The organism is Cupriavidus sp. GW821-FHT02F09 (assembly GCF_059421605.1).
Genome location: NZ_JBWKVH010000001.1, coordinates 180,601 through 192,431 on the forward strand (window position 1 = coordinate 180,601; position 11,831 = coordinate 192,431).

The following is an 11,831-nucleotide window of genomic DNA, read 5'->3' on the forward strand; positions in this document are numbered from 1 at the left end:
GATCCCCGCGCGCTTCATTGCCGTCTCGTTTCTAGCGTTACAGCAGCGTTACAGCAGCGTATCCAGCAGATCCGGCCCAAACACCTCCCGGTGCACCCGTTCCGCCCTCACGCCACGCGCCTGCAGCGCCGCGCGCTGTGCCTGCATGAACGGCAGCGGCCCGCACAGGTAGAAGTCCGCATCCGCAAGATCTTCGTCGGCCAGAATCACATCGATATCCATGCGGCCAGGCAGGGCGGGTTGCGCCAGAAATTCCGCCGGCTCCTCGGATTCCAGGAAAAAGTGCGTGCGCAGCTTGGGCAGCTTGCGGGCGGCATGCTTGACGTCCTTCAGGTGCGCCACGTGCGAGGCCATGCGCGCGGCGTGGCCGAATACGACCTTGCGTGAAGGATTGCGCTGCGCGACGGTGTTCAGCGCGCTGATCATGGGCGTGACACCGACGCCGGCCGAAAGCAGCACGATGGGGGTGCTGGGCTCGATGCGCGGGGCGAAGTCGCCGAAGGGCTGGCTGACCAGCAGCACGTCGCCTTCGCGGGCGTTTTCGTGCAGCCAGTTCGAGACCGCGCCGGCGGGCAGGTCCTCGCCATTGCCGCGGTCGCGCTTGACCGAGATGCGCCAGGTCTTGCCGTTGGGCGCGTCGGACAAACTGTACTGGCGCTGCTGGAAGGCGCCGGGGGTGAGTTCCACCACCACGGAGATGTACTGGCCGGGCAGGAAGTCGGCCAGCGTGGTGCCGCCCACGGCTTCGAGCGTGAAGGCGGTGATGTCGGCGCTTTGTGCTTCGCGTGCGACGATGCGCACGGGCTGGCGGTGATCGGGGCCGGTTTGCGCGCGCTCGTAGAGGCGGGTTTCCGCGGCGATCAGTTCTGCGGCGAGCAGCCAGTAGGCTTCGTCCCAGGCGGCGACCAGCGCCGGGGTGGCGGCATCGCCGAGCACTTCGCCGATGGCGCCGAGCAGGTGGCGCGCGACGATGGCGTAGTGGCTGGGCTTGATGCCGACCGAGGCGTGCTTGTGGACGATGCGGCTGACCACCGGTGCCAGGGCGCTGTTGTCGCCATAGTTGGCGGCGTAGGCAAACACGGCGGAGGCCAGCGACTGCTGCTGCGAACCGTTGGCCTGGTTGCCCATGTTGAACAGGTTGGTCAGCTCGGGCCGATCGGCAAACATGTTGCGATAGAACGTCTGGGTAATGGCCAGGCCATGTTCGCGCAGCACGGGCACGCTCGCGTCGATCAGGGGTCTCGATTGTTCGGACAGCACGGCAACCTCCAAAGATGTGCAGAAAATGCAACAAAAAAGAAAAAAGACTCCGCAACGTGGTGCGGTAGCGGCGTACGGTCTGGGTGCAGTCCCGGTTCAGCCTGGACGCGGCCAGGTGGCGACGCCTTGAAATCGATTTTATTAAACATGCATTTGTAATGCAACATAAAATTTGCGGCAACGCGCAAAGATGCATCTTTGGTCCATGTTAGACTGCGGCAGCCGTCACACTGAGGCGCAATGCCTGCCGGGGCCCCATCCTGGCTACCCCATACATCATCGCCGCAAACCGGATTTTTCCATGAGACTGACCGACTACACCGACTACAGTCTGCGGACCCTGATCTATGTGGCGGTCCATCCGGGTGAACTGGTCACCATCCAGCACATCGCGGATGCGTTCGGCATTCCCAAGAACCACCTGATCAAGATCGTGCAAAAGCTCGGCCAGGCCGGCTTCCTGCATACGGTGCGCGGGCGCGCAGGTGGCATCGCGCTGGGCCGGCCGGCTGCGCAGATCAATGTGGGCGAAGTGATCCGGACCATGGAGTCGGATTTCAACCTGGTGGAGTGCTTCCAGGGCGATGACAACCACTGCATCATCACCCGCGTATGCGGCTTGCGCGGCGTGCTGTCCGCGGCGTTGCGGGCTTATTTCGAGGTGCTGGACGCGTATAGCCTGCAGGATCTGGTGGAGAAGCCTGCGGCGCTCACGCGGGCGTTTGGCGACGGTGGCGCCGCCACCCTGACCGGCATCCCGATCAAGAGCGTGACGCGCAAGGCCAAGGCCTCCCAGGCGGCAGCCGAGGACGCTGGCGAGCAGTAAGCCCGCGTTGCGCCGGTCTCCCGGCTGGCGGGAGCGGCGCCGGGGCGAGGTCGGCCCGGGTTCAGGCCGGCGTCTTGCGAAACGAGATGGCGAAGCGGTTCCAGCTGTTGATCGTGGCAATCAGCAGGGTCAGGTCGACCAGCTCGGCGTCGCCGAAGTGGGGGCGAACCGCTTCCCATGCAGCGTCGGGCACATGATCCTGGGCGACCAGCGTGACGGCTTCCGTCCAGGCCAGGGCGGCGCGCTCGCGGTCGGTGAAGAAGGGCGTTTCACGCCAGACCGACAGGGTGGCCAGGCGGCGGTCATTCTCGCCGCCCTTGCGCGCATCGGTGGTGTGCAGGTCGATGCAATAGGCGCAGCCATTGATCTGCGAGGCACGCAGGCGCACCAGTTCTACCAGCGGTTTTTCCAGGCCGCTCTTGCCGACGCGTTCTTCCAGGCCGAGCACGGCCTTGATGGCGGCGGGGCTGGCTTTGTAGAAGTCGAGACGTTGTTCCATGGTTTGCTCCTGCTTTGCGTTTTGCGCCATCGGTGTGGAGGCGCGACAGGAACAAGAATAGGACGGCGACTGGCTATGCAAAATAGCCAGTTTTCTCTAATTTGAGGTAACCAGTGGCGGGCCGTCCGCCGCTAGCGCCCCGGCCAGCTTCTCCATGCCGGCGTGGATGTCCGCCACGCTGATGCCACCGTAGCCCAACAGGATGCCAGGCACCGGCGCCTGCCCGCCGTACATGCCTGCAATGCCATACAGGCCGACCGATGCGGCGGCGGCGCGCGCGATCAGCGCGGTTTCATCTTGCGGCATCTTCAGGTGGGCCACCATATGGATGCCCGCGGCCGGCGCGTGGGGCATGAACCACGGGCTCAACGGGCCCTGCAGGTGCGCAAGCAACGCGGCGCGGCGTGCGGCGTACTCCTTGCGCATGCGCCGCAGGTGCTTGGCGAAGTGGCCGTCGAGCATGAACCTGGCCAGCGCCGTCTGCGTCATGGTGCAGCTGTGCCAGTCACTGACCTGCTTGGCCCTGCGCACGGCTGCGCCCAGCGGCGCCGGGGGGATCACGTAGCCGATGCGCAACTCGGGGAAGATCGTCTTGGAGAAGGTGCCGACGTACGCCACCACCCCTGTCTTGTCCAGGCTCTTGAGCGACTCCACCGGGTGGCCCATGAAGCGGTACTCGCCGTCGTAGTCGTCCTCCAGCACCAGCGCGCCACGGCGTTGCGCCCACTCGAGCAGCGCCACGCGCCGCTCCAGGCTCATCGCCATGCCCAGCGGAAACTGGTGGGACGGCGTGACGTAGACAATGCGCGCGTTGTCCGGCAGGGCGTCCACTACCAGCCCCTGCGCATCCACGGGGACATAAGCCACCTGCGCGCCCAGCGCGGAAAACGCAATGCGCGCGGGCGGATAGCCGGGATCCTCCACCGCCACCACGTCGCCGGGGCGGATGACCACCCGCGCCATCAGGTCGATCGCCTGCTGCGCACCCTGCGTGACGATGACTTCCTGCCAGTTGCTCACCACCGCGCGGCTGAACGCCAGGTAGCGCGACACCGCAAGCCGCAATTCCTGCTCGCCGGCGGGATCCCGGTAGCTGCCGCGCCCGCGGGCCTGCACGCGTAGCGCGTGGCTGACGCAGCTGCGCCACTTATCGAAGGGAAACATGCCCTTGTCGGTGACGCCGCCCACGAAGTCGAACGCTGGCGCGGCGCCGGGTGGCGTATGGGGAAGGGTGTCGGGCAGCGCCTCCCAGATCGAGCCGGAGCCCGCGCTGGGGGACAGCGATGATGGCGATGGTGCCAGGCCCGTCATCTCATGCGCGACGAAGGTGCCGTCGCCGGCGCGGGAGCGCAGGTAGCCCTCGGCAATCAACCGCTCGAACACGTCGAGCGTGGTCTTGCGCGATACCCCAAGCTGTGTGGCAAGGTCGCGGGTCGACGGCAGCCTTTCGCCCGGCGCCAGGCGGCCGTCGACGATGCCCGCCCGCAACTGTCGATAGAGTTGGCCGGCAAGGCCCTGCCGGCCGTGAATGCTCAAATGGACATCCATCTCTTGATCTTTTGTTGGTGGTTACCCGGGCCCGGCACGATGCCAAAGGCTGAGGCGGGCAGGTGGGAAGAGCGGGGAGCGTGGTCTTGTTCGGCGAGCATCGCGGGAAGCCTTAACCTTCCCGCCCGTCGGCCCGGGGCCGGGTCAGGTAGGGCACGTATTTCAGCAGGTACAGCGCGAAGGCCGCCATCCAGAGCGCCGCCGCGCTGGCGATCCAGAACGGTTTGTATTGCGGCAACAGCAGCGGCCCGATCACGCGGACGACAGCGGCCAGGCCGATGCACGCGTAGGCGGCGTTCTCCATCGCACCCGCTTCCAGCTTGCGGCCGGTGTGGCCCAGCGCGGTGCGCGTGATCATCCCCAGGATGGCGCAGCCGATCGCGCCCACGGTGAGGGCGTGCAGCGCCGTCGAGCGGTCGGCCCAGCCCAGGGCGGATGCCGCCAGCAACACCAGGCCCAGCGGCAGGCAGGCATACGCCAGGTGAAGGATGGCGATCAGCGGCTTGCGCACCGTGTGCCACGAGCGCCAGCCGCCAAGCCGCAGCGCTTGCGCCAGCGCAGCTAGCAGCGCGATGGCTGCGGTTGCCATGCCGCGCGGCGCCAGTGTGCAGGCGATCATCGCGGCCAGCGTCAGCGCCACCACGCTGCGCTCCACCGGCATCGAGCGCCGGATGCGTACGCCGGGCACGGTATTGGCGGTGAACATCGGGATCACCCGCCCGCCGATCACGGTAATGAAGATGACGACCAGGCCGATGCCGGCATCGGCACTTTGCAGCGCGACGTGCACGGCGCCTCTCGCCATCGCCAGGTGGAACACCACGTTCAGCGACCACAACAGGAACAAGGCTGCGGCAAGGCCGTAGTTGCGCGCGCTGCCGGCGCGCACCAGCACGCGCAGGAAGGTGGCGGCGCACAGCAGCAGGAAGGCGAGGTCCAGCACGGCCGCGGCAGGAGCGGGCCCGGTCCACATCGCCACGCGCGCCGCGACCCACACAGCGGCGAGACTACCCAGCAGCCAGCCCTGCGGCGTCTGCTGTCCCGTCCAGTTCTTGCCGGCGGTAAACAAGAAGCCGGCCACAACCGCGGCGGCAAAGCCAAACACCATCTCGTGCGCATGCCACAGCATGCCGCCGATGGCCGGCTGTGCGCCAGACCACGGCCACCAGCCCAGGTAGATGGCTGCCCACACGCCGATGGCCACCACGGCGAAGCTCGCCGCCAGCAGATAGAAGGGCCGGAACGCGAGCGCAAGCACGGGGTGGCCGTGGTATCCGGCGCCGGCTGGTGGCCGCGTAGGTGGCCGGGCAGATGGCCGGGTCTGTGGCAGGGGCAGCATGACGCCTCTCGCAAAGGGTTGGATGAAACGCGGATTGCCGTTGGTGTTTGTCGGTGTTTGTCGGTGTTTGCTGGTGCTTCCAGGTCTTTGTCCGTGTGCTTGCCAACAGAATTCGCATATCGTGCGCCGCAGCAACCTGTGAACGATTCTATAAAACAAGCATTTCAAATGCAACATAAAATACGGGTGTGTCAGCGGGGTGATACACGGCGCGGCGACGCGACAATTTGCCGCTAAGCCGCCCGCGGCCCTGGCTGCACAAAGGCGGGGTCGGTGCCGCGCCTGCCCGCCCGCTAGTGGTCACCAGAAAAATCTGGAAAGTGGCTATGGACGGCTTAGCCATTCACTACCTACTCTGCACGGGACGGGGCCTGTGACGTACCCGGGCAAGGCCGTTTTTTGCCCAGGCGACGCCGCCCGCCAAAAAAAGAGCTAAGTTTTGATGAGCATCTTGAAGAAGGCCCCGGGGGGGGAGGCCTTGGCCGCCGGCCGCCGCCGGCACATCCGCAACAAAACCATCCACAGGGTCGAGCGCTTTGCCAAGCTGGTGGCCCGGCGCCCGGCAATCGTCGCCACGCGCCTGATGCGGCAGCAACCGAAACGTCCCATGAGCACCATCGCCATCCTGCTATCCGCCTTCCTGCTCTCGGTGGTCGCGCTCGCGGCCTTTATCTGGAGCATGCAGAAGGGCTTCTTCGATACCTCGCCAGCGGCGGCCAACGTGATCTTCGACCGCGGGGAGGCGGGGCGGCCGGAAGACCCTGCCGCGGACAAGCCGCACGGGGCCGCAGGCGACGCTGCGTACGACACCTCGCGCGATATCGCGGACGAATCCTCGGCGCCCGTGGTCTTCCTGTTCATCTGCTGCGCCATGGTGTGGCTGGTGGTGGCGTCGCTGGCGGGGCTGACGGCCTCGGTCAAGTTGCACGAGCCCGACTTGCTGGCCACGGTGCCGTGGCTGTCGTTCGGCCGCATCCGCACCATCCACCTGAACGCCGTGGCCTATGGCTGGGCACCGATGGCCGGTTTGTCCATCGCGCTGTTCCTGCTGCCACGCCTGCTCAAGACGCGCCTGGCCGGCGCGAAATACGCCGTACTCGGCGCGGCCTTGTGGAACGCCGGGCTCATTGCCGGGCTGGGGAGCATCGCGGCCGGGATCTCGGACGGCCTGGAGTGGCTGGAGATCCCGTGGCAGGTCGACATCCTGCTCGTGGCCGGCGGCGCGCTGGTGGGCATGCCGCTGGTGCTCACGCTGGTGAACCGCAAAGTGGATCACCTCTACGTCTCGGTCTGGTACATGGGCTGCGCGCTGTTCTGGTTCCCCGTGCTGTTCCTGGTGGCGAACATCCCCGGGCTGCATTTCGGCGTGGAGCAGGCCACCATGAACTGGTGGTTCGGCCATAACGTGCTCGGCTTGTTCTACACCCCGCTGGCGCTGGCTTCCATCTATTACTTCCTGCCCAAGATCATCGGCCAGCCCGTGCGCTCCTACGGCTTGTCCTTGCTGGGCTTCTGGGCGCTGGCGTTCTTCTATGGCCAGGTCGGCGGCCATCACCTGATCGGCGGGCCGGTGCCGGGCTGGCTGATTACCTTGTCCATCGTGCAGAGCATGATGATGCTGGTGCCCGTGATCGCGTTCTCGATCAACCAGCACCAGACCATGCGCGGCCATTTCCACCGGCTGATCGATTCGCCCACGCTGCGCTTCGTCACCTTCGGCGGCATGATGTATACGCTGAGCTCGGCACAAGGCTCGTTCGAGGCGCTGCGGGCCGTCAACCGCGTGACCCATTTCACGCACTACACGGTGGCGCACGCGCATCTGGGACTGTACGGCTTTGTCAGCTTTGCGTTCTTTGGCGCCATCTACTTCATGGTGCCGCGCGTGACCGGCCGCGAGTGGCCGTACCGCTGGCTGATCTACGCGCACTTCTGGCTCGCGGTGGCCGGCATCGGCGTGTACTTCATCGGGCTGTCCATCGGCGGCACGCTGCAAGGCTATGCCATGCTCGATGCCAGCAAGCCCTTCATGGACTCCGTGGCCGTCACCATCCCTTACCTGAAAGCGCGCTCGGTCGGTGGCGGCATGATGCTCCTTGGCCATCTCTTCTTCGTCGCCAATTTTGTCTGCGCCATCCTTGGCCTGGGACCTAACCGGGACCGGCCCGCCTTGTTCCACCAAGGCCGCAAGCGGGCACTGGGAGCCTGAATCGTGAACAATGAAAAAGCCCTGCTGGCCGGCGGCATGACCATGCTCGCGCTGGCAACGAGCGCGCTGGTCGTGATCCCCTATCTGCAACTCCGGGACGTCAAGCCCACCGAAGGCGTCAAGCCGTATTCCGCCGCGCAACTGCGCGGGCGCGAGGTCTATATCGCCAACGGCTGCGTCTATTGCCATTCGCAGCAGCCGCGCGACGCCTCGTTCGCGCCGGACGCCAAGCGTGGCTGGGGCCGGGTGTCGGTGGCCGGCGATTACTACTACGACCACCCGCACTTGCTTGGCACCATGCGCACCGGGCCTGACCTGATGAACATCGGCGTGCGCCAGCCGAGTGCCGACTGGCACCTCGGCCACCTGTTCCAGCCGCGCGCCTACGTACCCGGCAGCATCATGCCAAGCTATCCGTTCCTGTTCGACGTGAAGGACAAGGCGGACCCCGGCGACAAGGTGGTCAACCTGCCGGAGGCCTTCAATCCGCCGGGCAAGATCGTGGTGGCCACGGCAACCGCGCTCGACCTGGTTTCGTACCTGCAATCGTTGAACCGCACTGGCGCCGTCCTGCCCGCGCCGCCCGCGGCCAAGGCTGCGCCGTAGACCCCCCGGAGACACAGATGGACAGCCCATCGGAAAAGCGCCGGGCCGCCGCGGCCCGATCCCGCGAGAATGCGGACCCGCATGAAAACCGCGCACCCATGCCCAAGGTGGTGCTGGTGCTGGTGGTGGCCCTGGTAGCCTGGGGCTGCTGGTATATCGCCACCGCGCCCATCAACGCGCCGGCAGAACTGGGCGACCGCCGCACCTTGGCCGATCTCCAGGGCAGCGGCAAGGCCGCTGGCGGTGCCGTGGATGGCGCCGCCGTGTTCCAGGCGCGCTGCGTGGCTTGCCACCAGGCCACGGGGCAGGGCTTGCCGGGGGTGTTCCCGCCGCTGGCCGGCTCGGAATGGGTCAACGGCAAGGACGCCAAGGTTGCCTCCATCGTGCTGCGCGGCATCACCGGCAAGCTGACGGTCAAGGGCACCACTTACAACGGCGCCATGCCGGCATTCGCGGATCAGTTGAGCGATGCCGAGATCGCGGCGGTGCTCACGCATGCGCGCAGCCAGTGGGGCAACACCTCGCCGGCGATGACGGAAGATATCGTCAAGGCGGCGCGCGCGCAGACCGCGGCCATGACCGCACCGTTCGACGGCGATGCCGCGCTTGGCGCACCGGGTGGCTAGCATGCTGTCGCGCACTCGCCCGGCGTGGCCGGCATTGGCCTTGTTGCTGGTGCTGGTGCTGGCCGTCGCGGGTTTGCGCTATCTCACCTTGGGCTTTACCGCCTGGACGCTGGACGACCGGCGCGAGACGCGCATTGCGCAAGGCGCGCTGGTGCTGCCGGTCATCGAGACGCGCAATCAAGCGGGCGAGCCCGCGCGGCTGTTCGGCGCCGGGCGGGACCAGGGCACGCGGCTCTTCCTGGTGGATTTCATCTACACGCGCTGCCTGAGCGTGTGCCGCGCGCTCGGCTCAGAGTTCGAGCAATTGCAGGGCCGCATCCGTGCCGATGGCATGGACGGCCGCATTGGCCTGGTTTCCCTGTCTTTCGATCCCGCCGGCGACGACACCGCCAGCCTTGCCGCTTATGCCAGGGAGCACCATGCGCAACTGCCTGGCTGGCAGGTGGCCACGCCCGTCGCCACGCCAGCCATGCACGCGCTGCTGCGCGACGCGGATGTTATCGCTATCCCGGACGGCCTCGGCGGCTTCGAGCACAACGGCGGCGTGCACGTGACTGACGCCCATGGCCGGGTGCTGGCCGTCTACACGCTGGCCGATTACCAGCAGGCCTACGATTTCGCGCGCAGGCATCTGCCATGAGCCCGCAAGCCACCGTGCAGCAGCCGTGGCTCCGCCATTGGCGGGCGCGCCGGGCCGGTCTTGCCGGCGGGCTGGCGGCGCTAGCCGTGGCGCTGTGCGTGCCGCGTGCGCATGCCTTGCTGGAGGGCTCGATGACGCTGCAGATGCTGGTGCTGCTGCCGGGCCTGTTCTGCGCGGGCTGTGCGCTGCCCTGGCTGATCTCGGACGCGCGGCGCGAGCGGATCACGGCGGCGTTGCGGCCCTACGCGCTGAGCCTGCTGGCGTTTGCCCTGCTGGCCTACGGCGCATGGATGCTTCCCGTCGCGCTGGACCTCAGCCGGCTGGAATTTCCGACCCTGGTGGCCAAGTACGCGCTGGTGGTGGCAGCGGGCGTCGCCGCGCATTTCGGTTTCAAGGCGAGCGCGTGGCCGCCGGTGCTGTTCATCGGCGGCAACTACGTATGGATGGGCCTGACCGTCGGGATGCTGTTCATCGATAGCGAGACGCGCCTTTGCGCCAGCTACCTGCTGGCCGACCAGCGCATCGCGGGCGTGGGCCTGGTGATCTATTCGGGCCTGCTGGGCATGTGGTTGCTGCTATGGGCCGCCAGGAGGGCAGAGCAGCCCCACGGGACGGCGGGGCAAGGCGGCAAGTAGGCAAGTAGGTTGGTTTGCCGCCCGTTCCTGCAAGCTTCCGCGCGCCTTTAATGCGCTGCCGCACCAGCGGCAGCATTGCCGCCCTTGGCCGGCTTGGTGAACCAGATCAGCGGAATGATCACGATGAAGATCACGCCCGAGATCCAGAAGATATCGTTCAATCCAAGCATGGCGGCTTGCGTGGTGAGGCTGCGTTCGAAGAACGCCATCGCCTGGTCATGGCTGAAGCCGGCCGTCGCCTGCAAGGCTTCCAGCGCGTGCACAAAGGCCGGGTTGTGCTGGCTGGCCTGCTCCGCGAGTTGCGAGTGGTGCAGGACATTGCGGTCGTTCCAGGCCGTGCTGGCCAGCGACGTCCCTACCGCGCCGGTGAACACGCGGGCAAAGTTCGACAGGCCCGCGGCGGCCGGAATCTTGTCCGGTGACAGCCCCGACAGGATGATCGCGGTCAGCGGCACGAAGAACAGCGCGGTGGGGATGCCTTGCAACAACGTGGGCAGCACCAGCGTCCAGGTGTCCACGGTGGTGGTGTAGCCCGAGCGCATGAAGAACACTGCGGCGAAGCCGGCAAAGGCCATGGTCGCCAGCACCCGCGCATCGGAGCGCGGCATGATCTTGCCCAGCGCCGGCGCCAGTATCACGGCGAAGATGCCCAGCGGTGCGGTCACCAGGCCGGCATTCACGGCCGGGTAGCCAAGGTACTGCTGCATCCATTGCGGCAGCAGGACCAGGTTGGCGAAGAACACGCCGTAGGCTACCGAGATCGCCACGGTGCCGCCCAGGAAGTTGCGCCCGGCAAACAGCTTGAGATCGACGATCGGATGTTCCTCGGTCAGCTCCCAGATCACGAAGAAGATGAAGCTGATCAACGCAACGACGCCCAGGCCCACGATCAGCGACGAATGGAACCAGTCGAGATCCTTGCCCTTGTCGAGCATGATCTGCAGCGCTGCCACCCAGGTGATGAGCGAAGCCAGGCCAACCTTGTCGATCGGCAGCGCGCGCTTCGGTGTTTCACGCGAGCGGTAGATGATCCAGGTGACGGCGGCGGCGAACAGGCCGACGGGAATGTTAATGTAGAAGATCCAAGACCAGGAGTAGCGGTCGGTCATCCAGCCGCCCAGCGCCGGGCCGGCAATCGGGCCCACGGTGGCCGTCATGGCCCACAGCGCCAGCGCTGTGGAACTGCGTCGCTTGGGATACGAGCCAAGCAGGATGGCCTGCGAGAGCGGAATCAGCGGGCCGGCCACGGCGCCTTGCAGCACGCGCGCGGCCAGCAGGATCGGCAGGTTGGGCGCAATGCCGCACAGCCAGGATGACAGCACGAACAGCAGGATGGCGCCCACGAACAGGCGGATTTGCCCGATGCGCTGGGTCAACCAGCCTGTAAGCGGGATCGATACCGCGTTGGCGGCGGCGAACAGCGTGATGACCCACGTGCCTTCGTCCACCGACACACCGAGGTTGCCGGAGATGGTGGGAATGGCCACGTTGGCGATCGACGAGTCGAGCACGTTCATGAAGGTGGCGAGCGCTACCGCGAAGGTGGCGAGCACCAGCTTGCCGCCGGTAAGCGGCGGGGGCTGGAGCGGTTCGGCTGTGTTGGCGTTTTCCATGGTGAACTCGACGTGTCTCTGGCTGGTGTC

General features: G+C 66.5%; 11 protein-coding genes. 6 read left to right on the top strand and 5 right to left on the bottom strand.

From position 1 onward, the window contains the following. Nucleotides 1-48 precede the first annotated feature (48 nt). A complete protein-coding gene (locus tag AC07XB_RS01020; protein ID WP_492828581.1) occupies nucleotides 49-1,260 on the bottom strand; it encodes a globin domain-containing protein in 1,212 nt (403 codons plus the stop codon). Between the two features lie 301 nt (nucleotides 1,261-1,561). Between AC07XB_RS01020 and AC07XB_RS01025 the strand changes: the two genes are divergently transcribed. Further along, entirely contained in the window at nucleotides 1,562-2,086 is a 525-nt protein-coding gene (locus AC07XB_RS01025; protein WP_492828583.1) for an RrF2 family transcriptional regulator, read from the top strand. Between the two features lie 61 nt (nucleotides 2,087-2,147). Here the strand turns inward: AC07XB_RS01025 and AC07XB_RS01030 are convergent, their stop codons facing one another. The 3 genes from AC07XB_RS01030 to AC07XB_RS01040 form a co-directional block, all read right to left on the bottom strand. Beyond that, on the bottom strand, nucleotides 2,148-2,585 hold the full coding sequence (locus AC07XB_RS01030) for a carboxymuconolactone decarboxylase family protein (protein WP_492370633.1): 438 nt from the start codon (nucleotides 2,583-2,585) through the stop codon (nucleotides 2,148-2,150). Nucleotides 2,586-2,681: 96 nt separating this feature from the next. Continuing rightward, on the bottom strand, nucleotides 2,682-4,133 hold the full coding sequence (gene pdxR, locus AC07XB_RS01035; RefSeq protein WP_492370632.1) for a MocR-like pyridoxine biosynthesis transcription factor PdxR: 1,452 nt from the start codon (nucleotides 4,131-4,133) through the stop codon (nucleotides 2,682-2,684). Nucleotides 4,134-4,245: 112 nt separating this feature from the next. Next, complete coding sequence (locus AC07XB_RS01040; RefSeq protein WP_492370631.1) at nucleotides 4,246-5,472, bottom strand: NnrS family protein; 1,227 nt, start codon at nucleotides 5,470-5,472, stop codon at nucleotides 4,246-4,248. A 607-nt stretch (nucleotides 5,473-6,079) separates the two neighbouring features. Between AC07XB_RS01040 and AC07XB_RS01045 the strand changes: the two genes are divergently transcribed. From AC07XB_RS01045 to AC07XB_RS01065, 5 genes are read left to right on the top strand one after another with little or no spacing between them, the layout of a single operon-like run. After that, a complete protein-coding gene (locus AC07XB_RS01045; RefSeq protein WP_492370804.1) occupies nucleotides 6,080-7,681 on the top strand; it encodes a cbb3-type cytochrome c oxidase subunit I in 1,602 nt (533 codons plus the stop codon). Nucleotides 7,682-7,684: 3 nt separating this feature from the next. Next, nucleotides 7,685-8,287, top strand: coding sequence for a cbb3-type cytochrome c oxidase subunit II (locus AC07XB_RS01050; protein ID WP_492370630.1), 603 nt, complete (start codon nucleotides 7,685-7,687; stop codon nucleotides 8,285-8,287). 17 nt (nucleotides 8,288-8,304) lie between these two features. Then, complete coding sequence (locus AC07XB_RS01055) at nucleotides 8,305-8,913, top strand: c-type cytochrome (RefSeq protein WP_492370629.1); 609 nt, start codon at nucleotides 8,305-8,307, stop codon at nucleotides 8,911-8,913. Nucleotide 8,914: 1 nt separating this feature from the next. Further along, nucleotides 8,915-9,553, top strand: coding sequence for an SCO family protein (locus tag AC07XB_RS01060; protein WP_492828585.1), 639 nt, complete (start codon nucleotides 8,915-8,917; stop codon nucleotides 9,551-9,553). Then, complete coding sequence (locus tag AC07XB_RS01065; RefSeq protein WP_492370627.1) at nucleotides 9,550-10,188, top strand: hypothetical protein; 639 nt, start codon at nucleotides 9,550-9,552, stop codon at nucleotides 10,186-10,188. Before AC07XB_RS01060 ends, AC07XB_RS01065 begins: the two co-directional genes overlap by 4 nt. Nucleotides 10,189-10,235: 47 nt before the next feature. On the opposite strand, the gene AC07XB_RS01070 is transcribed toward AC07XB_RS01065, so the two are convergent. Continuing rightward, entirely contained in the window at nucleotides 10,236-11,801 is a 1,566-nt protein-coding gene (locus tag AC07XB_RS01070; RefSeq protein WP_492828587.1) for a DHA2 family efflux MFS transporter permease subunit, read from the bottom strand. Between the last annotated feature and the right edge of the window lie 30 nt (nucleotides 11,802-11,831).

Excerpts from the sequence above, each read along its gene's own strand:
- AC07XB_RS01025 (WP_492828583.1), top strand. The coding sequence starts at position 1,562 with ATGAGACTGACCGACTACACCGACTACAGTCTGCGGACCCTGATCTAT.
- AC07XB_RS01030 (WP_492370633.1), bottom strand. The coding sequence starts at position 2,585 with ATGGAACAACGTCTCGACTTCTACAAAGCCAGCCCCGCCGCCATCAAG.
- pdxR (WP_492370632.1), bottom strand. The coding sequence starts at position 4,133 with ATGGATGTCCATTTGAGCATTCACGGCCGGCAGGGCCTTGCCGGCCAA.
- AC07XB_RS01040 (WP_492370631.1), bottom strand. The coding sequence starts at position 5,472 with ATGCTGCCCCTGCCACAGACCCGGCCATCTGCCCGGCCACCTACGCGG.
- AC07XB_RS01045 (WP_492370804.1), top strand. The coding sequence starts at position 6,080 with ATGAGCACCATCGCCATCCTGCTATCCGCCTTCCTGCTCTCGGTGGTC.
- AC07XB_RS01055 (WP_492370629.1), top strand. The coding sequence starts at position 8,305 with ATGGACAGCCCATCGGAAAAGCGCCGGGCCGCCGCGGCCCGATCCCGC.
- AC07XB_RS01060 (WP_492828585.1), top strand. The coding sequence starts at position 8,915 with ATGCTGTCGCGCACTCGCCCGGCGTGGCCGGCATTGGCCTTGTTGCTG.
- AC07XB_RS01065 (WP_492370627.1), top strand. The coding sequence starts at position 9,550 with ATGAGCCCGCAAGCCACCGTGCAGCAGCCGTGGCTCCGCCATTGGCGG.
- AC07XB_RS01070 (WP_492828587.1), bottom strand. The coding sequence starts at position 11,801 with ATGGAAAACGCCAACACAGCCGAACCGCTCCAGCCCCCGCCGCTTACC.